The sequence below is a fragment of the Streptomyces tagetis genome (genome assembly GCF_018069565.1).
GTDB lineage: Bacteria > Actinomycetota > Actinomycetes > Streptomycetales > Streptomycetaceae > Streptomyces > Streptomyces tagetis.
Genome location: NZ_JAGPNL010000006.1, coordinates 153,965 through 175,700, shown reverse-complemented (window position 1 = coordinate 175,700; position 21,736 = coordinate 153,965). Strand labels below are relative to the sequence as shown.

At 73.1% G+C, this 21,736-nt stretch carries 21 protein-coding genes and 1 pseudogene; 11 read left to right on the top strand and 11 right to left on the bottom strand.

The genetic code is table 11. The features are described 5' to 3' along the window. Nucleotides 1–81: 81 nt before the first annotated feature. Nucleotides 82–963: a hypothetical protein gene (locus J5Y05_RS21640; RefSeq protein WP_210874702.1), complete on the bottom strand. Its 882-nt coding sequence runs from the start codon at nucleotides 961–963 to the stop codon at nucleotides 82–84. 128 nt (nucleotides 964–1,091) lie between these two features. Beyond that, nucleotides 1,092–2,300: an ROK family transcriptional regulator gene (locus J5Y05_RS21635; RefSeq protein ID WP_307854026.1), complete on the bottom strand. Its 1,209-nt coding sequence runs from the start codon at nucleotides 2,298–2,300 to the stop codon at nucleotides 1,092–1,094. 367 nt (nucleotides 2,301–2,667) lie between these two features. Here J5Y05_RS21635 and J5Y05_RS21630 point away from each other — a divergent pair, with 367 nt between their 5' ends. The 3 genes from J5Y05_RS21630 (at nucleotide 2,668) to J5Y05_RS21620 (ending at nucleotide 5,194) form a co-directional block, all read left to right on the top strand. Further along, nucleotides 2,668–3,747: a Gfo/Idh/MocA family oxidoreductase gene (locus J5Y05_RS21630; protein ID WP_210874701.1), complete on the top strand. Its 1,080-nt coding sequence runs from the start codon at nucleotides 2,668–2,670 to the stop codon at nucleotides 3,745–3,747. Further along, on the top strand, nucleotides 3,744–4,223 hold the full coding sequence (locus J5Y05_RS21625; RefSeq protein WP_210874700.1) for a heme-degrading domain-containing protein: 480 nt from the start codon (nucleotides 3,744–3,746) through the stop codon (nucleotides 4,221–4,223). The genes J5Y05_RS21630 and J5Y05_RS21625 overlap by 4 nt, the downstream gene beginning before the upstream one ends. Nucleotides 4,224–4,321: 98 nt before the next feature. Continuing rightward, on the top strand, nucleotides 4,322–5,194 hold the full coding sequence (locus tag J5Y05_RS21620; protein ID WP_210874699.1) for an LLM class F420-dependent oxidoreductase: 873 nt from the start codon (nucleotides 4,322–4,324) through the stop codon (nucleotides 5,192–5,194). A gap of 98 nt (nucleotides 5,195–5,292) precedes the next feature. Here J5Y05_RS21620 and J5Y05_RS21615 read toward each other — a convergent pair whose 3' ends face one another. Both J5Y05_RS21615 and J5Y05_RS21610 read right to left on the bottom strand, forming a co-directional pair. Then, nucleotides 5,293–6,003, bottom strand: a complete 711-nt coding sequence (locus tag J5Y05_RS21615) for a YidC/Oxa1 family membrane protein insertase (RefSeq protein ID WP_210874698.1) — start codon at nucleotides 6,001–6,003, stop codon at nucleotides 5,293–5,295. Nucleotides 6,004–6,105: 102 nt separating this feature from the next. Continuing rightward, nucleotides 6,106–6,417, bottom strand: a complete 312-nt coding sequence (locus J5Y05_RS21610; protein ID WP_210874697.1) for a DUF6412 domain-containing protein — start codon at nucleotides 6,415–6,417, stop codon at nucleotides 6,106–6,108. 267 nt (nucleotides 6,418–6,684) lie between these two features. Between J5Y05_RS21610 and J5Y05_RS21605 the strand changes: the two genes are divergently transcribed. Beyond that, the gene (locus tag J5Y05_RS21605; protein WP_210874696.1) at nucleotides 6,685–7,695 is read left to right on the top strand and encodes a hypothetical protein; all 1,011 of its coding nucleotides are present in this window, start codon (nucleotides 6,685–6,687) and stop codon (nucleotides 7,693–7,695) included. On the opposite strand, the gene J5Y05_RS32480 is transcribed toward J5Y05_RS21605, so the two are convergent. Beyond that, nucleotides 7,692–8,732, bottom strand: a complete 1,041-nt coding sequence (locus J5Y05_RS32480; RefSeq protein ID WP_210874695.1) for a YDG/SRA domain-containing protein — start codon at nucleotides 8,730–8,732, stop codon at nucleotides 7,692–7,694. The two genes, J5Y05_RS21605 and J5Y05_RS32480, sit on opposite strands and share 4 nt — an antisense overlap. A gap of 398 nt (nucleotides 8,733–9,130) precedes the next feature. Between J5Y05_RS32480 and J5Y05_RS21595 the strand changes: the two are divergent. The 5 genes and pseudogenes from J5Y05_RS21595 to J5Y05_RS21575 all read left to right on the top strand — a co-directional run. Then, nucleotides 9,131–11,518: pseudogene (locus tag J5Y05_RS21595) on the top strand (DUF3427 domain-containing protein); the annotation flags it as partial. A 5-nt stretch (nucleotides 11,519–11,523) separates the two neighbouring features. Further along, on the top strand, nucleotides 11,524–11,760 hold the full coding sequence (locus J5Y05_RS21590; RefSeq protein ID WP_210874693.1) for a DUF397 domain-containing protein: 237 nt from the start codon (nucleotides 11,524–11,526) through the stop codon (nucleotides 11,758–11,760). Between the two features lie 152 nt (nucleotides 11,761–11,912). Beyond that, the gene (locus tag J5Y05_RS21585; RefSeq protein WP_210874692.1) at nucleotides 11,913–12,575 is read left to right on the top strand and encodes an HAD family hydrolase; all 663 of its coding nucleotides are present in this window, start codon (nucleotides 11,913–11,915) and stop codon (nucleotides 12,573–12,575) included. Nucleotides 12,576–12,710: 135 nt separating this feature from the next. After that, a complete protein-coding gene (locus tag J5Y05_RS21580) occupies nucleotides 12,711–13,208 on the top strand; it encodes a DUF2975 domain-containing protein (RefSeq protein WP_210874691.1) in 498 nt (165 codons plus the stop codon). After that, nucleotides 13,208–13,510, top strand: coding sequence for a helix-turn-helix domain-containing protein (locus J5Y05_RS21575; RefSeq protein ID WP_210874690.1), 303 nt, complete (start codon nucleotides 13,208–13,210; stop codon nucleotides 13,508–13,510). The genes J5Y05_RS21580 and J5Y05_RS21575 overlap by 1 nt, the downstream gene beginning before the upstream one ends. Here J5Y05_RS21575 and J5Y05_RS21570 read toward each other — a convergent pair. Continuing rightward, nucleotides 13,486–13,956: a carboxymuconolactone decarboxylase family protein gene (locus J5Y05_RS21570; RefSeq protein WP_210874689.1), complete on the bottom strand. Its 471-nt coding sequence runs from the start codon at nucleotides 13,954–13,956 to the stop codon at nucleotides 13,486–13,488. The two genes, J5Y05_RS21575 and J5Y05_RS21570, sit on opposite strands and share 25 nt — an antisense overlap. A 225-nt stretch (nucleotides 13,957–14,181) precedes the next feature. Between J5Y05_RS21570 and J5Y05_RS21565 the strand changes: the two genes are divergently transcribed. Further along, complete coding sequence (locus tag J5Y05_RS21565) at nucleotides 14,182–14,484, top strand: hypothetical protein (RefSeq protein WP_210874688.1); 303 nt, start codon at nucleotides 14,182–14,184, stop codon at nucleotides 14,482–14,484. Nucleotides 14,485–14,757: 273 nt separating this feature from the next. On the opposite strand, the gene J5Y05_RS21560 is transcribed toward J5Y05_RS21565, so the two are convergent. Next, entirely contained in the window at nucleotides 14,758–16,020 is a 1,263-nt protein-coding gene (locus J5Y05_RS21560) for a DUF445 domain-containing protein (protein WP_210874687.1), read from the bottom strand. Nucleotides 16,021–16,437: 417 nt separating this feature from the next. On the opposite strand from J5Y05_RS21560, the gene J5Y05_RS21555 reads away from it, so the two are divergent. Then, nucleotides 16,438–17,805, top strand: coding sequence for an SGNH/GDSL hydrolase family protein (locus tag J5Y05_RS21555; RefSeq protein ID WP_210874686.1), 1,368 nt, complete (start codon nucleotides 16,438–16,440; stop codon nucleotides 17,803–17,805). 77 nt (nucleotides 17,806–17,882) lie between these two features. Here J5Y05_RS21555 and J5Y05_RS21550 read toward each other — a convergent pair whose 3' ends face one another. The 4 genes from J5Y05_RS21550 to J5Y05_RS21535 form a co-directional block, all read right to left on the bottom strand. After that, nucleotides 17,883–18,671, bottom strand: coding sequence for a DUF1707 SHOCT-like domain-containing protein (locus J5Y05_RS21550; protein WP_210874685.1), 789 nt, complete (start codon nucleotides 18,669–18,671; stop codon nucleotides 17,883–17,885). A gap of 33 nt (nucleotides 18,672–18,704) precedes the next feature. Further along, nucleotides 18,705–19,799, bottom strand: a complete 1,095-nt coding sequence (locus J5Y05_RS21545; RefSeq protein ID WP_210874684.1) for an ABC transporter ATP-binding protein — start codon at nucleotides 19,797–19,799, stop codon at nucleotides 18,705–18,707. A 2-nt stretch (nucleotides 19,800–19,801) separates the two neighbouring features. Further along, on the bottom strand, nucleotides 19,802–20,659 hold the full coding sequence (locus J5Y05_RS21540; RefSeq protein ID WP_307854024.1) for an ABC transporter permease: 858 nt from the start codon (nucleotides 20,657–20,659) through the stop codon (nucleotides 19,802–19,804). Nucleotides 20,660–20,744: 85 nt separating this feature from the next. Continuing rightward, entirely contained in the window at nucleotides 20,745–21,551 is an 807-nt protein-coding gene (locus J5Y05_RS21535; protein ID WP_210874872.1) for an ABC transporter permease, read from the bottom strand. Between the last annotated feature and the right edge of the window lie 185 nt (nucleotides 21,552–21,736).

Here is a 21,736-nt window from a genome sequence, read left to right as displayed (position 1 = left end):
GTCGGTGGCGTCGGCGTGCGAGTGGGGCGTGCGAGTGGGCAGGTGGGGCTTGGGGTCTGCTGGGCTCGTGGGGCGCCGGGGTCAGTGGCGTCGGCGGGTGAGGAGGAGCGCCGTGCCGCCGGCGGCGAGGAGCAGGGCGGTGACCGCCAGGGCCGCGTTGAGGCGGCCCCGCCCGGTGCCCGCGAGTTCGTCGGCGAAGGGGAAGGCCCCGCGCCGCCCGTCGGGGGTGGAGGCGACCGAGGGGGCGACGGGGCCGGCGCCCTGGCCGGTGCCGCCCTCGCCGGAGCCGATGCGGAAGCGGTAGTCGTCCGACTGGCCGACCCACTCGCCGTCGTCGCCCCGGCGCTGGACGACGGCCGCGGTGGCGGTGACCTCGTTGGGCGCGGTCTGGGCGGCGAAGGCGAGGCGCACGGTGACGGTGAGGGTCTCGCCGGGTCCGACGGTGAAGCCGCCGAAGGGGGCGGCGGGGGTGGCGTCGCCGGGGGCGGGGGCGGCGTCGCCGGGGGCGGGGGCGGCGTCGCCGGGGGCGGTGGCGGCGTCGCCGGGGGCGGTGGTGGCGGGTTCCTCGCCGAAGGGGGCGACCAGCTCGTCCCGGTCGGTGTGTTCGAAGCGGACGGGGTACGTACGGCCCTCGTCGTCGAATTCCAGGCGCGGCTGCGCGGGCGCGAGGTCGTGCCGGTCGTCGACGAGCACGAGGACGGGGTGGACGCCCTCGCAGGCGCGGGAGGTGGTGTTGGTGAGGTCCAGGTACCAGGTGCCGGGGGCGCCGCCGGGTTCGTAGCCGTCGGGGCCGCCGTGGATGCGGGTGGTGAGGGGGAACGCGTGGTCGTCGTCGGCGGCGGCGCAGGCGGGCGGCGCCGCGCGCGGCTCCACGGCGGCGGGGGCGGGCGCGGGGGCCGCGGCGGCGGCGAGGAGGGCGGCTGCAGCCGTCAGGGAGGCGGAGGCGGGCGCAAACAGTCGCATGAACACATGAGCGTGTCGGAGGTTCCCGTGGCGGGGCACCGCCGTCCGTGCGTCTCCGCCCGAACAGCCGCACACCCCCGCACGCCTGGCGCACAGCCGGGTGGGACATCCGGGCTACGCCGGGGCGCTCACCCGTCGTCGCGGCCGAAGAGGGGGGCCAGGAGGAGCTGGGCCGCGCCCTCGGCGACCACGCGGGCCCCGCCGGGGGCGAGCCGGACCGGGACGGCGGCCTCTCCCCCTCCCGCGCGCCGGGCGCGGGCGTCGAGGACGGCGCCGACCCCCTCGGTGAACGCCCCCGGCGCGGCGGCGACGGTCCGGCCGCCGAGGAGGACGAGGTCGATGTCGAGGAGCCCGGCGAGGTTGGCCGCGCCGGTGCCCAGGACGCGGGCCGCCTCGGCCAGGTCGCCCCGGGCGACGGCGGCCAGGCACAGGGCCTCGACGCAGCCCCGGGCGCCGCAGGTGCAGGGCGGCCCGTCGAGCTGGACGACCTGGTGCCCGAACTCGCCGGCTCCGGTACGCGGCCCCCGGTGCACGCTGCCGCCGATCACCAGCCCGGCGCCGAGTCCCGTGGCGAGGTGCAGGTACGCGAAGGAGCCGCCCTCCCCGCCCACCGCGAGGGCGAGCGCCGCCGCGTTGGTGTCCTTGTCGACGACGACCGGTGCGCCGAGCCGCCGCGCGAGCGCGTCCCGCAGCGGGAAGCCGTCCCACTCCGGGAAGCCGGTCACCCGGTGCAGCACGCCCCGGACGTGGTCGAGGGGGCCGGGCAGCGCGACCCCGAGCCCGAGGAGCGTCGGCGGCAGGGCCGGCCCTCCGGGGTGCTCGGGGCGCTCGGGGCGCTCAAGGCGCTGAGGGCGCGAACGGTCTCCCGGCGCCGAGGCTCCGGCCGGTGCCCGCGCCACCAGCTCGGCCGCCGCCCGGACGACCCCGTCGAGCACGGTCTCCGCGCCCGCGCCGAGGTCCAGCGGGGCGCGGTGTTCCGCCAGGACGGCGCCCGTGAGGTCGACGAGCACCGCGCGCAGTTCGTCGCGGTCCAGGTGGACGCCGAGGGCGTGTCCCGCCTCCGGCACCAGCCGCAGGACGGTGCGGGGCTTGCCGCCCGTGGAGGCGCGGCGCCCGGCCTCGGCGGCGAGGCCGTCCTCCCGCAGCCGTGCGGTGATCTTGCTGACCGCCTGGGGGGTGAGCCCGGTCCGCTCGGCGAGTTCGAGACGGCTGATGCCCTCACCTCCGGCGGTGCGCAGCAGGTCGAGCACGAGGGCGGCGTTGTGGCTGCGCAGGGCGAGCAGGTTGGCCCCGCCGGGCGCGCTCCGCAGCCCGGCGCTTCCGCTCCCACCGGGCACGCTCCGCGGCCCGCCCGCGCTCCCGGCGCCTCCGGACGCACCCCGCGGCCCCGTACCCCCGCTCCCGCTCGACACGCCCGGCAGCCCACCGCCCCCGACATCCCCGCCCGGCGACACGCCGACCCCGCGCAGGCCACGCCCGCTGTCCGACACGCCGGACCGCACCCCGCCGCCCCGCGACACGCCGCCGTTCCCGGCCCCGCCCCCGTGCGCCGTACCGGCGTGTCGCGCCCCGCGACGCGCCCCGCCCTCCGCCTCGTCACCGGGGGTGCCGTCCGCCCCGCCGCCCGTACCGTCGTTCGCCCTGTCCACATCGCCATTGTCCCCGGCGCTTGCACTATCGCAACACCGTTGCGAAAGTATCCGTATGACTGCCACTCCTCCCGGCACCCCCGTGCGCGTCGGCCTCATCGGCTACGGGCTCGCGGGCTCCGTCTTCCACGCCCCGCTGATCGCCGCCACCGAGGGCCTCGTCCTGGACACGGTCGCCACCTCGAACCCGGAGCGGCAGGGGCAGGCCCGCGCCGCCTTCCCCGAGGCACGCACCGTCGCCGGACCGGAGCAGCTCCTCGACCGGGCCGGCGAACTGGACCTGATCGTGATCGCGTCCCCGAACAAGACGCACGTACCGCTCGCCACGGCCGCCCTGGAGGCCGGTCTGCCGGTCGTGGTGGACAAGCCGGTCGCGGGCACGGCGGCCGAGGCGCGCGAGCTGGCCGCCCTCGCCGAGGAGCGCGGCCTGCTGCTCTCCGTCTTCCAGAACCGCCGCTGGGACAACGACTTCCTCACCCTGCGCAAGCTGCTCGACGAGGGCGCCCTGGGCGACGTATGGCGTTTCGAGTCCCGTTTCGAGCGCTGGCGGCCGAAGCCCAAGGGCGGCTGGCGCGAGTCCGGCGACCCGGCCGAGATCGGCGGTCTCCTGTACGACCTGGGCAGCCACGTCGTCGACCAGGCCCTCGTGTTGTTCGGCCCGGTGAGCGCCGTGTACGCGGAGGCGGTCGTCCGGCGCGCGGGCGCGGAGGCGGACGACGACACGTTCATCGCCCTCACGCACGCGGGCGGCGTCCGCTCCCATCTGTACGTCTCCGCCACCACCGCCCAGCTCGGCCCGCGCTTTCGGGTGCTGGGCTCGCGGGCCGGGTACGTCAAGTACGGCCTGGACCCGCAGGAGGCGGCGCTGCGCGAGGGCGGGCGGCCCGGCCCCGGCTGGGGCGAGGAGGACGAGTCGCTGTGGGGCCGCGTCGGCTCCGGGGAGTCCCCGGTGACCGGCGGCGGACGCGTGGAGGCCACCGTCCCCGGCGACTACCCCGCCTACTACACGGCCGTGGCGAAGGCGCTGCGCGAGGGCGGCCCGAACCCGGTCGGCGCCCGGGAGGCCGCCGCCGCCCTGGACGTGCTGGAGGCCGCCCGCCGCTCGGCCCGCGACGGGGTGGTGGTGTCGCTGTGACCCGCCAACAGACCCCCGCGCCCACCGTCGAGGAGTTGGAGGAGCAGGAACGCCGCCTGGTGCTGCGCCGGTTCACCGAGGACGACGCCTGGGCGCTCGGCTCGCTGCTGGTCGGCATGGCCCGGAAGCGCCACGCCCCGGTCGCCGTCGACATCCACCGCGCCGGACGCCAGCTCTTCCGCGCGGCCCTGCCCGGCTCGGCCCCGGACAACGACGCCTGGATCGCCCGCAAGCGCCGGGTGGTGGAACGGTACGGCTGCGCGTCGTACCTGGTGGGGTCGCGGTTCCGGGCCAAGGGCACCACGTTCGAGGAGTCCTCGCGGCTCGACCCGGACACCTACGCGGCGCACGGCGGTTCCTTCCCGATCACCGTGGCGGGCGTGGGCGTGATCGGCGCGGTGACGGTCTCGGGACTTCCGCAGGTCGAGGACCACCTGCTGGTGGTGGAGGCGCTGGAGCGGTTCCTCGCCGGGTAGTCCGGACGGCGGTACGCGGGAATCGGCGCGGGTCCCCTCCGGTTGGCATGCGGCACAGACGACGTGACGGTCGGTGCCCACCGGAGGGATCGGAAAAGATGAGCGACACGAGGACCGCGCTGAGGGAATCCGTCGGACGGTACGGCATCTGGAGCACCGGGCTGCGCTCCGAGGACCCGGCGGGGCGGGCCCAAAGGGCCGAGGCGGCGGCCGAGTTGGAACAGCTCGGGTTCGGCGCGCTGTGGCTCGGCGGCAACAGCGCCGCCCGGCACGCCGCCCCGCTGATCGAGGCGACCTCGCGGATCGTGGTCGGCACGAGCATCCAGAGCATCTGGGAGCACGGCCCCGCCGAGGCCGCCGCCGGCTTCGCGGAGCTGGAGGTGGCGCACCCCGGCCGCTTCGTGCCGGGCCTCGGGGTGAGCCACGGTCCGCGGGTCACGGGGTACCGGCGTCCGTACGCCGCGATGACCGAGTACCTCGACGCCCTGGACCGGGCGGGACTGCGGGCCGGCCACCGGGTGCTGGCGGCGCTGGGCCCGAGGATGCTGGAGCTGGCCCGGGACCGGGCGGCGGGCGCGATCCCGTACCTGGTCACCCCGGAGCACACGGCGCGGGCCCGCGAGACGCTGGGCGAAGGGCCGCTGCTGGCCCCGGAGTTCAAGGTGGTCCTCGACGCCGACCCGGCAAGCGCCCGTACGACGGCCCGCGCCTATCTCGCCCGCTACCTCGAACTGCCCAACTACACCCGCAACTTCCTGCGCCTCGGCTTCACGGAGGCGGACGTCGCGGGCGGGGGCAGCGACCGGCTGATCGACGCGGTGTTCGCCTGGGGCGACGAGGACACGATCCGCCGCCGTATCACCGCCTTCCACGAGGCCGGCGCCGACCACGTGGCCCTCCAGATCGTCCACCCCACCCCCACCTCTCTCCCCCGCCCCGCCTGGCACACCCTCGCCACCCTCCTCACGTAGCCCCGGCCGGCTCCGACACCCGCAGGGGCGTGACAAGCCCGACGGCGCCGCACCGTCGCGCCCCACCGGGAGACCGGACACGCCCCGGCGGGGGCGGCTCACCGGTGCAGGACGGCCCGTTCGACGGTGCTCCACGCCGTGCTGGTGACGACGTAGAGGGCGGCGGCGAGCGGCACCACGGCGACGGTGACGAGCGTGAAATAGGGCATGAACGGCGCCACCTTGGCGACCGCGCCCAGCCCCGGCACCTGCTCGCCCCCGTCCGCGAGCGGCTCCGGCCGGGCCGCCGCCGCGCGCCGGGCGATCCGGTGGCCGAAGGCGGCGACGACGGCCACGACCGCGAGCAGCGCCCCGTACACCAGGACGGCACCGCCGCCCGCCCCGCCGGAGAGGGCGTCGGCGAGACGGCCGCCGAGCGGGGCGTCGAAGAGAGCGTGATCGAGGAGACCGTTGGGCCGGCCGCCCACGGAGGTGCTGGAGAAGAGGTGGTAGAGCAGGAAGAAGGCGGGGAGCTGGAAGAGGCTCGGCAGGCAGCCGGAGAGCGGGGAGACCTTCTCCTCGGCGTGGAGTTCCATGACGGCCCGCTGGAACCGCTCCGGGTCCTTCCCGTGCTTCCGGCGCAGCTCGGCGATCCGCGGGGCCAGCGCGGTGCGCGCCTTCTGGCCGCGGGCGGCGGCCCGGGACAGCGGGTGGACGAGGAGCCGTACGAGGGCGGTGAACAGGACGATGGCGGCGGCTGCGGCGGACGCGCCGAACAGCGGCTGGAGCAGGTCGGCGAGGCGGCCGACCAGATCGGCGAAAACGGACATGAGCGGGTGAGCCCTCCGGGGGTCTCGTCGTGCCGGGTGACAGAGGCGGCATGACGACCCGCGCGGGGCGGGGCCTCACGGGACGAGGTGAGGGAAAGCGCCCTACGCGGCGGTCGCCGGGAGGGCGTGTCCGGGTGCCCGGGGCCGTCGGCGGCCGGGGGCGTCGGGATCGCGTTGGGGCAGGAAGGCCGTACGCCGGTCCCGGTCGCGGATGGCCGTGCGCACCCGGGTCGGGGCGACGACGGGCGCGCAGCGGGCGGCGACGAGGGCGCACGCGGCGAGCGCGGCACCGGCCGCCGCGGTGGCGGCGAGGCCGACGGCGAGGGAGAGCGGGCCGGCGTCGACGAGGACGACGGGCAGCAGGACGAAGAGCAGCGCGAGCAGGGGCCGCGGAAGCGACCGTCCCCGGTTCACCCGCACCCCTCCTTCCGTCGCCGCCGGTCACGACCGGAACCCCACGGGACCGCACCGGCCCGCCGAGGAACGACACCGATCGCACGATCCTCCGGTCGTCCTCCAGTTATACAGGGCGGGGCTCGTAGGGGGCCTGGCGCGGGACCGGCCCGCCGTTTCCCCCGCTCCACCCTCCCCGGACGTCGGCCCTGGGCCCCGGCCCCGGCCCTGGGTCCCGGCCCCGGGGACACCTGCCCTCCGTCACCCGGCGGCAGTACGGTGTCCCCCATGCGCCCCGACACGCCTGCCGCACACGTCGACCACGCCGCCGAGGCCGCCCGTCTGGAGCGGACCGCCGGCCTGTATCCCGAGGACGCCGAGGCGCTGCTGCTGCGCGCCGCCGCCCACCGGGAACTCGGCGGCGACCGCCCCGCCGCCACCGCGCTCTACGACCGCCTGCTCTCCTCGCCGGACGGCGCCGAGAACCCGTACCTGATCCGCGCGCTGAAGGCGGCGAACCTGTGGGAGTACGGCCACGAGGCGGAGGCCAGGGCGATCATCGACGGCGTCCGCTCGGCGTCACCGCGCGATCCGGCGCCCTGGGTGGTGGTGGCCGAGTCGCTGGAGACCCACGACGAGCTGGAGGCGGCTGACGAGACGCTGACCGAGGGCGCCCGCCGCGTCCTGGCCGGCGTGACGGAACCGCCCCACGCGGCCCGCCCGCTCCTCGTCGCCCGGCACCGGGTCCGGCGCATGCTGGGCGCCGCGCACGACGAGTGGGACCGGCTGGCCGACACGCTGCACTCGCTGCCGGTCACCCTGGACGAGCTGCACGACCCGAAGCGCGTGTGGTCGCTGGGCTCGGAGGAGCCGGCCGAGCTGGAGGCCGAGCTGTCCCGGCTCCGCGCCGAGCTGGGCGCGTACCGGGCGGCCCTGTCCCGCCCCTTCCCGGTGGCGATCCTCCACTGGCCCGCCGGCGAGCTGGCCGAACTGACCGAGGCGTACCCGTCCCTGGCCGACGAGTACCCCTCCCGCGAGGAGCACCTCGCCTCGATAGAGACGGCCCTGCGCGACCTCGCCGCCTCGGGCACCCCCAACCTGGGCGTCGTCCACGGCACGGTCCCCTCCTACGAGGCGTTCGCCGCCTCCGAGGCCACCTCCCCCACCGACCCGTCCCTCCTCCCCCAATACGCCACCACCCTCGCCGCCCGAGGCCACGCAGTGGCCTGGCCCCCACAGCGGGGCACGGGGTGCTGGTGCGGCACCGACCGGGCGTACGAGGGGTGCCACGGGGTTTAGCCCTGCCGCGTCCAGTAGGTCCGGTGGTAGCGCAGGTACTCCGGGTGGACCCGGTGACCGTCCTTCACCATGAGCCGCGGCAGGAGCTGCGCTCCGGACAGGTCCGCGCGCACGATGACCGACTGGTCGTCGTCGATCAGGACGGCACCGAGGTCCAACCGCACGTGGCAGTTGGGGCACAAGCACAGGAGGTTGGGTTCGACGTCGGGACCGTGGTGAGGTCTTCCGAGCGGCCGTATGTGGGCGCCCTCACAGTAGGGCTTGCCGTCCGGGCCTACCAGGCGCAGTCCACACAACTGGCACTGACCTTCGTAGAGTTGCTTGATCCGCCTGGCGACAGCGGTGTCCCGGATCAGGCGACGCACCCGCTCTTCGCGTGATGTGGGGAACCTCTCCTCATCGCCGGGCTCGCAAAAGGTTTCTGCATCGCTTGGCGTTGCCCCGTCCGGCATGACGGCGCTCTGCGGGGGTTCGCTCCTGTCAAGCTCTTCCCATGCGTCGAGCAAACGTTGCTGCGCCGCGTCCTGCACCTGGTCCCGCTCGGGCAGCCGGCGCAGGTCGAACTGACAGATGTCGATCGGTGATCCGTCCGGTGCGGGGCGGCGAGACCTGGCCGTGCGCACCTCGGTGATCCGATAGAGGCCGTCGTACCGGTAGCAATCGGTGGGGGAATACCGCGGATCACCCTCGTAGCCGCGGATCACCCGAACCGAGATGCCCCGCTCGTAGCTGAGGCGGAGTGCTGCGTTGTCCTCGTACGACCAAGACTGGCTGCGCAGCAGCCTCTTGGAGGAGTCCTTGTCCTTGTTGGGAGACGCCCCCGTATAGCGAATCCAGTCCCAGTGATCTTCGTCGTCCTCGTAGCCACCGTGCAGGACGATCGCATCACCGACCTTGGTGCCATCCTCTTGTTGGCACCAGGAGATGCCCCGCTGATTCGTCCGGTGGAGCCCTGCCTGCAGGACGTCCAGCCTTCGAGGGAAGGTCATCCCGACCAGGACGCCCTCCACATGACCGATGCCGCGCTTCGCACTCACCCGCCCATACTTGATTGATCCCGACCAGCTCTGTCAAACATCTTTCGTTTCCGGCCGTGTCGGTGGCGGTGAACCTGGCTCGGCCGCCGGCATCAAGCTGGGTTGTCCGAGCCCTCTGCTAGACAGGAGGAGTCCTGGTGCCCCGCATGAGCCAAGGAGTTGCTGTGTCTGAGCTGGAGGACCTCTCCGCACCCACCTCGGGCTTGTATGAAGAGCTCCTCGTGCTCCGGTTCGAGCAGACCCTGAAGGAGCTCTCCGCGAGTGGATGGCGCCCAGTGGGCGACACCACGGACGGGCAAACCGCCCCGCACGTACTGGCCCGACGCGTCTCGCGCGCAGCCCTACGCGCCCTGCGCCATGCACCGACCGACGAACGCGTCCACGCAGCGAACCGCATCTTGGAGTCCCTCAGCACCATGGACGGAGCCCGCCGGTGGGTGGAGCTCACCGCCGACGAAGCGCACTCGCCGTTGACCCTCCCGCACCAGGAGGCACCGGAGGTCTTCGCCGCGCGCCCGGACGCCCCGACGCCAGCCGCCGTTTCTCCCCTCCCCGCACCCGAGATCCCTCTCCCCGACGGCACGCTGCACGCGCACCCGTACCAACGCGACATGTTGGAGCGCCTGGACGTGGAGCGTGTCCTGCATGACCGGCACCACAACCTCTTGGTGGCGGCGACGGGCACGGGCAAGACGGTGATGGCTGCCCTGGACTACCAGCGACTCTGCCACAAGCACGGCCGCCCTCTGAGCCTCCTCTTCGTGGCTCATCGCAAAGAAATCTTGCAGCAGTCCCTCTCCACCTACCGGAAGGTCCTGCTCCAACCGAACTTCGGTGAACCCCTGCACAGCGGGGAGATCCCGGAGCGGTGGACCCATGTCTTCGCCAGCGTCCAGTCCCTCAATGCACGCGCCCTGGAGCGTCTCGACCCGGAACACTTCGACATCATCGTGATCGACGAGTTCCATCACGGCACCTCTCCGACGTACCGGAAGATCGTCGATCACTTCCGGCCGCGGGAACTCCTCGGGCTCACCGCCACACCCGAGCGCATGGACGGCAAGACCATTCAGGACGAGTTCTTCGACGGGCGCATCGCCGCCGAGATGCGCCTGTGGGAGGCGCTGGAGAATGACCTGCTGTGCCCGTTCCACTACTTCGGCATCAGCGACAGCACCGATTTGAGCGCAGTGGCGTGGAAGCGGGGATCGTACGACCGGGATTCCCTCAGCCATGCCCTGGTGAGCAACGAGACCCGTGCGGACCTCGTGGTGAGTGCCGTTCGGGAGAAGGTGCCAGATCCCGCCCGCATGCGTGCGCTGGGGTTCTGCGTCTCGGTCTCCCATGCGCACTTCATGGCACAGGTCTTCCGTTCTGCTGGGTTCACGGCCGTTGCCGTTTCTGGGGAGACCCCGGCGGACCAGCGGGAGAAGGCATTGTCGGACCTGAAGTCCGGGGAAGTACAGGTGATCTTCTCCGTGGACCTCTTCAATGAAGGGGTCGACGTTCCTGATGTGGACACCTTGCTCTTGCTCCGGCCCACGTCGAGCGCGACGGTGTTCCTCCAGCAACTCGGTCGGGGTCTACGACGTTCCCCGCACAAGGAATGGCTGACGGTACTGGACTTCATCGGCCAGCACCGCAAGGAGTTCCGGTTCGAGAACCAGTTCCGCGCCCTCACCAATCTGTCGCGGAAGCGCCTGCTGGATCACCTTGAGCATGACTTCCCGCACCTGCCGCCCGGCTGCGCGATCAGGCTCGAAGAGAAAGCCAAGCGCACCATCATCAGCAACATCCGCGAACAACTCAGCGTCAACGTCGCTGCATTGGCGCGCGAGGTGGCCGACTACGCGGAGTCGCACCTCAGTTCCTACCTTGAAGAGAGCGGGCGGGACATCAGGGAGCTCTACCGAGGCTCCGGGAACTCCTGGACCGGACTCCTGCGCCGCGCCGGCATGCTGGCGCAGGAGGCGTCCGAGGAGGAGGGCGCGCTCCTCAAGCGCGTACCTGCCTTCCTGCACGTGGACGACCCCGACAGGGTGGCCGTGTACACGCGCATGCTGGAGGACGACGCCCCCGCCTACGAAGACCTCGACGAGCAGGGCAAGTCGTATGCCCGCATGCTCTTCTTCCAACTGTGGCCCCTGGGTGGCACCACGAGGAAGGGCTTCGCCAGCTACGAGGAGGGATTCTCAGCCCTCCGACGTCAAGAAGCCTTCCGGAGCGAACTGTGTCAGGTGTTGGCCCACAACCTCGCCCACACCGAGCATGTCCCCCTCCCGCTCCCCCGAGGCCATGGCGACCAGTTCGTCCCGCTCTCCGTGCACGCCTCGTACAGCCGGGAGGAGATTCTTCCCGCGCTCGGCCAGTCCAGCATCGGAGGCTTCATGCCGGGGGACTTCCGCGAGGGCGTGAAGTGGTGCGAATCCCTCCGGACGGACGCGCTCCTCATCACTCTGGAGAAGGATGAGAAGGACTTCTCCCCGCAGACGCGGTACCAGGACTACGCGGTGAGCGAGACGGAGTTCCACTGGGAGTCCCAGAACCAGACTTCGGAGAGCTCCCCGACCGGCCAGCGCTACCAACAGCATGTCGCTAACGGCAGCCAGGTCCTGCTCTTCGTCCGGCGGTACAAAACCACGGACATCGGCGGCGCGCAGCCGTGGATGCTGCTCGGGCCGGCGCAGTACGAGAGCCACCGGGGCAGCAAGCCAATGGCCATCACTTGGAGGCTGAAACACCCTCTTCCGGCGGCCGTCCTGACCTACGCCAAAGAAACGCACTGACACTAATGCCGCCCACCCCATCGCCCACCTCTAGCCTTAAGTGGTTCAAATCCACGCACAGCGGAGGCAACATTACCGAGTGCGTGGAGTGCGCCTACGCCACATTCCACGCCCTGATACGTGAATCCAAGCGCAAGGATGGGCCCATCGTTACGGTGCGTACCGATACCTGGGCCCACTTCGTGGGAGCGGTGCGACGCGATCAGTTGAATAAGACGGGGGGACGCGGAAAAGCCGTGTAGAAGTCCATGCAAGTTGCTGGCGTGTCAGAGCCGCTGAGCGCCTTGCGCCCGAGTTGGCCTCGCGCGCGGGCTGGTGTGAGAGCAGGTGCGGTGGTCCGTGGATGTTCCCGAGAGGCCGGCCGCAGGGGCGGGCCCGCGCGTACCCTGCCCCCGTGATCCGCGCGGTGGTCTTCGATGTCGGTGAGTGTCTCGTGGACGAGACGCGGGAGTACGGGACGTGGGCGGACTGGCTCGGCGTGCCGCGGCACACCTTCCATTCCGTGTTCGGCGCGGTGATCGCGCAGGGGCGTGACTACCGGGAGACCTTCCAGGAGTTCCGTCCCGGGTTCGACCTCCACGTCGAGCGCGAGAAGAGGGTGGCGGCGGGGCGGGGCGAGACCTTCGGGGAGGAAGACCTGTACGACGACGTCCGGCCCACCCTCCGGCGACTTCGCGCGGACGGGCTGTGGCTCGGGATCGCCGGCAACCAGACCGTGCGCGCCGGACGCATCCTGCGGGAGCTGTTCGCCGAGGACGTCGACCTGATCGGCACGTCCGAGGACTGGGGCACCGCCAAGCCCGACCCCCTGTTCTTCACCCGGGTCGCCGACGCCACGCCCTTCGGGGCCGACGCGATCCTCTACGTCGGCGACCGCTGCGACAACGACGTCCGGCCGGCCCGGCAGTCCGGCATGCCCACCGCGCTCGTGCGCCGCGGCCCCTGGGCCACCATCCAGTGGAACGGCACCGAGGCCAGGGAACTGCCCACCTTCCACGTCGAGAGCCTGGCGGAGCTTCCCGACGCCATAGCCGGATTCAACGGCTCAGCGCGCTGACCGTCGTCGACCAGTCGTACAGGCGGTCGTCCAGCTCACGGACACACCGGGGCGGGGCGGCGGGTCTCCTTCGGTCTCGGTCACTCGGGCACCGGACCTATTGAATCTCGATAGGTATCGATCGATAATCGATGCATGCCTCGTTTACTCATCGGACTGCTTCGGGTCGGCATCGTCGGGTTGGTGTCGCTCGGTTTCTTCGGTCAGGTCGTGGTCATCCCGACGACGGTGGCCGACGAGGTGGAGCGGTTCGCGCCGTACGCGCCGTACGCCGTGCCGTACTCGACCGTGGCGATACTCGGGGTCGCCTGTGTGCAGGTGGGGCTCGTCGCCGTGTGGATGCTGCTGTCCATGGTGCGCAGCGAGGCGATCTTCACGCCGCGGGCCTTCCGGTGGGTGGACACGGTCATCGGGGCCGCCGCGGTGGCGACGCTGCTGGCCCTCGGTGTGGCCGGGCATCTCGCCGTCGCCGAGATCCCCTCGCCCGACGACGGTATGGAGGTGCTCGGCGCGCTGGGTGCCGCGATCGCCGGCGTCGGCGTGGGGGCGGGGTTCGTCCTGCTCGTCCTCGTCATGCGCGGTCTGCTGCGCAAGGCGACCGACCTGCAGACCGAGATGGCGCGGGTGATCTGATGGCGATCGTCGTCGACCTCGACGTCCAGCTCGCCCGACGGCGCATGTCGGTGGGCGAGTTCGCCGAAGCCGTCGGCGTCACCCCCGCCAACGTCGCCGTCCTGAAGAACGGGCGTGCCAGGGCGGTGCGTTTCACCACACTCGACGCGATCTGCCGCGTCCTCGACTGCCAGCCCGGCGACGTCTTGCGCTGGGTGCCCGACGAGGACGCGGACGGGAATGAGGGCCAGAGGCGGTCTCCGGGGAACCCGTGGGAGGTCCCGGAGACCGGGGCGGGTCAGCCGAACATGCCCGGTTCGTAGGCGCCGGCCGGCTGGCGGGTCAGGATGTTCAGGCGGTTGTAGGCGTTGATCACGGCGATGATCGAGACGAGGGCCGCGAGCTGCTCCTCGTCGTAGTGCTTGGCGGCCTCCGCCCAGACCTCGTCGGAGACGCCGGTGCCGTCGGCGACGCGGGTGCCCTGCTCGGCGAGTTCCAGGGCGGCGCGCTCGGCGTCGGTGAAGACCGTGGCCTCCCGCCAGGCCGCGACGAGGTTCAGGCGCAGCGGCGTCTCCCCCGCCTTCGCGGCGTCCTTGGTGTGCATGTCGAGGCAGAAGCCGCAGCCGTTGATCTGGCTGGCGCGGATCTTCACGAGTTCCTGCGTCGCGGCCGGGAGCGTCGAGTCGCCGATGACCTTGCTCGCCGAGTTGATGTGCCGCAGGACCTTGCCCGCGAGCGGGGTGCCGAACAGGTCGAGACGAGCGTCCATCGTGGCGTCCTCCATGGGTGTCGCTGGTGCGCCGTTGCGCGTTACGTCCTTACGACGGAACACCCCTTCCGGATGTGACACACCGACCACCGCCGATGGTGTGACCTGCACCTCACCCGTTCGGGTGAGTGAGGCGGCCCCCGGAGGGCTCCGGGACGGCGCCGGTTAGCCTCGGGCGCAGACGCCGGCCCCTCCCCGCGGCCGGCCGGGTGGCAGGAGGCAGTCATGGAGAAGGTTCCGAGCGCGCTGGTCGCGGCGGGCGGGCTCGTCGGCGGGTACGGCGTGGCCCGCTGGACGCGCAGGCGTCCCCTCGGCGGCGTCGTCCTCGCCGCTGCCGGGACCCTCGCCGCCCGGCAGTGGCACGAGCGGGCCGGCGCCACGGCCGCGGGGGCGCTGTCCGCCGCCTACGTCGCCGCCTTCGCCGGATCGCACCCCCTGGCCAGGAAGGTGGGCGCCTGGCCGGCCGTGTTCGGTGTCGCCGGCGCCGTCGCCCTGGCCTCCTGGGCGGTCGCCGACCGGCGGGGCTGAGCGCACCGCCTCCGGCGGACCTGGACCCGGGAGGACCTCGGAGACGGCCGGGTCCGCGCTGGAAGCCCCCGCCGACCGGAGGCACCCGCCGAGGCGAAGGACGGCACGACGCGCCGACAGGCCGTCAGCGTCGTGCGCGCGCGGCCCGGACGGCGTATAACCCGGACGGCGTGTGGCCCGGACGACGCGCGGCCCGGACGGCGCGCGGAACCATACCGGGAGCCCGGCGCCGTACCGGGAACCCGGCGCCGAGGGAGCGGCCCGGCCCCGGGGCTACCCACCCACCATGCGGGAGATCGTGTAGATCAGCAGCCCGGCGAGGGAGCCCACCACCGTGCCGTTGATCCGGATGAACTGGAGGTCGCGGCCGATGTGCGCCTCGATCTTCCGGGTGGTGTGCTCGGCGTCCCAGCCGGCCACGGTGTCGGTGATCAGGGACGTGATCTCGCGGCGGTAGGTGGTGACGACGTACACCGCCGCGCCCTCCACCCAGTGGTCCACCTTCCCCTGGACCCGGGCGTCGGAGGCCATCCGCGCGCCCAGCGACAGCAGCGAGGCGCGGACGCGTAGGCGCAGTTCGCTGCGCTCGTCCTCCGCCGCCGAGACGATCATGGAGCGTACGGCCGTCCAGGCGGAGGCGATCAGGTCCTGGACCTCGTCGCGGGCGAGCACCTCGGTCTTCAGCCGCTCCACCCGCGCCCGGGTCTCGGTGTCGGACTGGAGGTCGGAGGCGAAGTCGGTGAGGAAGCGGTCGAGGGCGCCGCGCGCCGGGTGGGCGGGCATGTCGCGCATCTCGGTGACGAAGCGCAGCAGCTCGCGGTAGACGCGTTCGCCCACCTTGCGGTCGACGAAGCGGGGGGTCCAGCCGGGGGCGCCGCCCTGGACGGCGTGCATCACGGAGTCGCCGTGCAGCACCAGCCAGTCGTGGGCGCGGGCGACGACCAGGTCGACGGCGCGGGTGTGACCCCCGTCGGCCACGATCCGGTCCAGCATCTTGCCGAGGCCGGGGCCGATCTCCCGCGCGCCGGCCCGCCGGGTGACGGCCTCGCCGACCACCGCCTGGACGTCGGAGTCGCGCAGCACGGTGAGGGCGCCGCGCAGGGCGGCGGACAGCTCGGCGGTGACGCGGTCGGCGTGTTCGGGCACGGCGAGCCAGGCGCCGAGGCGGCTGCCGATGCCGACCGCGCGCAGCCGCCTGCGCACCACGTCCTCGGAGAGGAAGTTCTCGCCGACGAACTCGCCCAGCGAGACGCCGAGCTGGTCCTTCTTGTTCGGGATGATCGCGGTGTGCGGGATGGGCAGGCCGAGCGGGCGGCGGAAGAGGGCGGTGACCGCGAACCAGTCGGCCAGCGCGCCGACCATGCCGGCCTCGGCGGCGGCGGAGACGTACCCCGCCCAGGGGCCGGCGCCGTGGTGAGCGGCCCATTCGGCGAGGACGTAGACGAGGGCGACGAAGAGCAGCAGGCCGGTGGCGGTGATCTTCATCCGGCGTACGCCGCGGCGCTTCTCCTCGTCGGCCGGGCTGAAGACGGCCATCGAGCGGTACGGGGAGGCTCCCCCGGCGGGGCTCACAGCCGGGCCCGCAGCGGGGCCCGCGACAGTACCGGCCGCCCCCTCAGCCCCGTCCGCCCCGAAGGACCCACCGGGACCGGAAGCCCCACCCGCCCCGGAAGCCCCACCCGCCCCCCGCCCTTCCCGGCCGCGTCCGTCGGAGGCCCCCGTACCCTCCGTACGCCGCGCTTTCGCCCGTTCCATCCGCTCCACCCGTCGCCGGTCCGTCACCTCACCATTGTCCCTTCCTGGCCGGCCGGCGGAACGGACCATCCGTTCCCGGCGTCTGAGGGAGGGGTGAACGCCCGGGGTCCCCGCGCCCCTCACCCGGCCCATGCCCCATCATGGGCACATCGGACCGGAGCCTCGGTGCTCCCTCTCGCCCGAGGAGAACAACACAGCATGACCCGGGGTCGTGACCGGGGTGCGAGCGTCAGCCCCACCCAACACCGTGCCCTGCTGGCCGCGATCGTCGCTCTGATCGTCGCCATCTCCGCCGCGATCTACGCCACCGCCTCCTCCGGCGGCGGTGCGCAGAGCCGCGCCGCGCAGCCCGCCGGCAGCCGTCCGCCCCACAACGAAGCCGCGCCCGCCTCCACCGGGACCTGGGTCGGCGCCTGGTCCGCCTCCCCCGCCGGGGCGGAACCGGGCACCGAGACGACCGGCGTGGCGGGCCGCTCGGTCCGCAACGTCGTCCATGTCTCCGTCGGCGGCACCGCCGCCCGGATCACCCTCTCCAACCACTACGGCCACTCCCCGCTGACCGTCTCGCACGCCACGCTCGCCCTGGCCGCGGGCCCCGGCACGGCCGCCGCGATCCCCGGCAGCATGCGCCGGCTCACCTTCGGCGGCAGCGCCCGCGTCGTCGTCCCGCCGGGCGGCGAGGTGATGAGCGACGCGGCCCGCGTGCCCGTCCCCTACGGCGCGGACGTGCTGGTCACGCTCTTCTCCGACGTGCCGTCGGGCCCGGTGACGTACCACCCCTTCGCCCGGCAGACCAGCTACCTGGCCGACGGCGACCGCGCCGAGGACCCGACGGCGGCGGCGTACACCGAGCGGACGCCGTACTGGCGCCACCTGACCGCGCTGGACGTGCTGAGCAACGAGGCCGTGGGGACGGTCGTCGCCTTCGGCGACTCGATCACCGACGGGTACGCGTCCACGGTGGACGCCAACCACCGCTGGCCCGACCACCTCGCGCGGCGGCTGCGTACGGCGGCCGAGGCCGGCGCGGACGTCCCCCGTTACAGCGTCGTCAACCAGGGGATCAGCGGGAACCGCGTACTGACCAGCCGGTCCGGGCGGCCCGCCGACAACCCGAGCGGGGTCAGCCGCTTCCCCCGGGACGTCCTCGGCCGCACCGACGTCAGGGCCGTCGTCGTCGCCCTCGGCGTCAACGACATCCTCAACAGCCCGGAGCTGGCCGACCGGGACGGCATCCTCGAAGGGCTGCGGACCATGGTCGACCTGGCGCACGCCCGGGGGCTGAAGGTCGTGGGCGCGACGGTGATGCCGTTCGGCGGGCACGGCGGGTACAACGCCGCCCGCGAGACCATGCGGCAGGAGATCAACGCGGAGATCCGCGCGGGCAGGGTCTTCGACGCGGTGGTCGACTTCGACAAGGCGCTGCGCGACCCGTACGACCCCCGGCGGCTGCGGGCCGACTACGACTGCGGGGACCACCTGCACCCCAACGACCGGGGGTACGAGCGGATGGCCCGGGTCTTCGACCTGCGCAGCCTGAAGGGGGCGGCCCCGGCCCGCCTCTGAGCGGGCCTGAACCCGAGGGCACACGGGGGGGGACGGCCCGGGGCACCGCGGCCCCGCCCGGTCCCGGGCGCCGGACCTCAGTCCTCGCGCCGCTCCCGCTCCGTCTCCCGCTCTCCGCGCTCCTCCTTGCGGAACGGGTCGGGCCGCTCCCGCCGGCCCTCCAGCATCCCGCGCCCGGAGTCCGCCTCCAGGTCCCGGCCGCCGCGCGACTCCTTCTCCCGGCGGCGCTCCTCCTTCAGCCGCTGCTTCTCCGCCCGCGGCAGCTTGCGCACCACGCCGACCCCGCCCCAGAAGGCGAAGCCCTTGACGATCACGCGGGGGGCGCCCGGCTCCCCGGCGACACCGTCCTCGCGCTGGTCGAAGCCGCCCATGATGCCGACGCCGTTCACCGACACCTCGACGCCGGGCGGCACGATCACGTTGACCCCGCCCATGATGGTCACGCAGGTGATGACGACCTCGCGCTCGGCGAAGTCGGCGTCCCGCAGGTCGACTTCGCCGCCGCCCATCAGGGCGTAGCAGGTGAAGCGCCGGGGCACCGTCCAGCGTCCCCGGCGCTGGAAGCCGGAGAGCAGGGCGACGGCCCAGGTCGAGGAGCCCTCACCGCCGGTGATCCGGCTCGCCCAGCCCCCGGTGCGGGCCGGCGCCTCGGAGCGCGGCACGGCACCGGCGCCGGTCGCGCCCGTCGGGAGATCGCGGGTGATCGGCGTCAACTCGCCGTAGGTACGCGCCCGGTAGGTCGCGTCCAGCCGTTCGTCGAACTCCGCCATGTCCAGACGGCCCTCGGCGAGGGCGTCCCGCAGGACCTCGGCGACTCGTTCACGGTCGGCGTCGGATGCGCGCAGCTCCGGTACGTCGTCGGTCATGGACAGCAGCCTACGAGGTCGGCGCCCCGGGCACTACGCGCTCGTCCGTTCCGCGTAGATCTTGGCGATGACGGATTCGATATCGGGCTCCCGTACGGACAGGTCGACCAGCGGATGGCCGGCGGCGACCCGGGCGACGAGGGCGGCGGCCGACTCCGACGCCGGGAACGCCACCCACTGCCGGGGCCCCTCCACGCGGACGACGCGGGCGGGCGGGGGCACGTCGATGGGCGGCAGTTCGCGTTCCAGGTCGACCACGAGGGTCCGTTCGCTCTCGCCCGCCTGGTGCAGGCCGTCGAGGGGGCCGTCGTACATGAGGCGGCCGTGGTCGATGACCATCACGCGGGAGCAGACCTGCTCGATGTCCTGGAGGTCGTGGGTGGTGAGCAGCACCGTCGTGCCCCGCTCGGCGTTCAACTCCCGCAGGAACTCCCGCACTCGGGCCTTGGAGACCACGTCGAGGCCGATCGTCGGCTCGTCCAGGTACAGCACGTCCGGGTCGTGCAGCAGGGCGGCGGCGATGTCGCCGCGCATCCGCTGGCCGAGCGAGAGCTGCCGTACCGGCACGTCCAACAGGGCGCCGAGCTGGAGGAGTTCGACGCAGCGGTCCAGGTTCTCCCGGTAACGGGCGTCGGGGATGCGGTACATGCGGTGGGCCAGCCGGTAGGAGTCGATCAGCGGCAGGTCCCACCAGAGCGTCGTGCGCTGCCCGAACACCACGCCGATCCGGTGCGCGAGCCGGGTCCGTTCCCGGGACGGGTCGATGCCGGCCACCCGCAGCCGGCCGCCGCTCGGGGTGAGGATGCCGGTGAGCATCTTGATCGTCGTCGACTTGCCGGCGCCGTTGGGGCCGATGTAGCCGACCATCTCGCCGCGCTCCACGGTGAACGACAGCCCGTCCACGGCGCGCACCTGGCGCCGCTCGCGCCGGAACAGGCCGGTCTTCCTGCGGACTTCGAAGACCTTCTCGACGCCGTTCAGCTCGATGAAGCCGCCGCGGGGCGCCGGGTCTCCCCCGGGCCCCGCGTCCCGCTCGGTGACCGCTGTGGCCCCCGTGGCCTCAGCGGCCCCGGTGCCCCCGGTGCCCCCGGCGTCCTCGCCGGCCTCGGTGTCCGTCGTGTGCGGCATGGTCAGCTCCCTGTGCTGCGGTAGGAACGAAGGCCCGCACGCCAGGCGAGGCCGGCCGCCGCGCCGCAGGCGAGGGCCACCAGCGGCGGGGTGAACGCCGTCCACGCGGGCAGGTCCAGCGGGTACGGCCGCCCCAGTACGTGACTGGCGGGCAGCCAGTTGACGAAGGCCAGCGGCACCACGAAGGTCACCCCGCGCACCAGCTCCCGCGCGAACACGGTGGGCGGGTACTGGAGCAGCGTCGTCCCCCCGTAGGTGAAGGCGTTCGCCACCTCGGAGGCGTCCTGCGCCACGAACTGGAAGGCCGCCGCCGCCACGAACACCGCGCAGAAGATCCCGGCGCCGCTGACCAGCATCAGCGGCATCAGCACCAGCTTGCCCGGCGTCCACGCCACGTCGACGGCGGTCAGCGCCCAGCCGAGCACCAGCGCGCCCTGGAGGACGCGGCCCAGCCGGCGCGGGGCGAAGCGGTCGGCGGCGACCTGCGCCAGCACCGGCGCCGGACGCACCAGCAGCGTGTCCAGCGTGCCGTCGCGCACCCGCCTGCCGAGCCGGTCCATCGAGCCGATCGCCAGGTCGGCGAGGCCGAAGGAGACGCCGGAGAGTCCGTAGAGGAACGCGATCTCGGGCAGGGCGTAGCCGCCGAGGGCGTCGATACGGGAGAACATCAGCAGGATCGCCACGAAGTCCAGCGCGGTCATGGCGAAGTTCCCGAAGGCGGTCAGGGCGAAGGAGGCCCGGTACGCCATCGTGGAACGCAGCCACATGCCGGCGATCAGCCGGTACGCCCGCAGCCCCTCGACGACCCGGCCCCACCCCGTGTCCCCGGGGCGGGCCGCCTCACCGATGCCAGTGACCACCCCACCGGGCCCGCCGGCCCCACCGGTCCCGTCGGTCCCGTCGGCCGCCCGGCCCTGTCCGACGGGCCCCCGCGTCACGCTCCCCTCAGCCACCCTGGACCACCACCCGGCGGGTCGCCGCCGACTGGACCAGCCGGCCGAGCGCCAGCAGCGCCACCGCCCAGCCCGCCTGGAAGGCGAAGGTGCCCAGCGGGTCGGCCTTCCCCAGCAGCACGTCCGCCGGGGCCTGGAGCAGGGACGCCCAGGGCAGCGCCCGGACCACCTCGCCGAGCGCGCCCGGGAAGACGTTCAGCGGCAGCGTCATCCCCGAGCAGAAGAACCCCAGGAGCCACCCCATCTGCGTCATCCCCACCCCGTCCAGCAGCCAGAACGCGGAGAGCGCCACCAGGTACCGGATGGCGAAACTCACCAGCATCGCCAGCACCACGGCCACAAGGAAGGCCACCCAGGTGGACGCTTCCCCCGGCAACGACGCCGGGAAGACCAGCGAGCCGAACACGAACGGCACCACACCGCGCCCCAGCAACTGGAAGACCGCCCGCCCGCCGTCGGCCGCCAGCCACCACATCTGGAGGTCGACGGGACGGTACAGGTCGACGGCGACATCACCCGTACGGATGCGCTCCATCAGCTCGTCCTCGATGCCGCCGCCCCCGATCGCCAGGGTGGCCAGCATCGCCTGTCCGAGCCACACATAGGTGACGGCCTGCGCCTGGTCGTACCCTCCGAGCTGCGGTTTCTCGTCCCACAGGGCCAGATAGGCGTAGACCAGGACGAGTCCGAAGACGGTATTGGTGAAGACCCCGGCGGCGGTGGCCGCCCGGTAGGTCGCGTACCGTCGGAATCCCCCCGCCGCGACGGACGTGTACAACCGCCACGAGCCCACCTCCACCACCTTCCCGCTCCGCCGGACCGAACCGGGTGAGCCTAGTGGGCTGGTGAGCGGCCGTGCCACGGAATTTCCGGGGCCCGGTCCGGTACAGAATGCTCCGGGGCGGCATCGAGTTTCACAGGTGTGCCGTCGGCCGGGAACGGAATGCCCGGTGCGAGAGTCTTCACCACAGGGCGCAGAAGCGT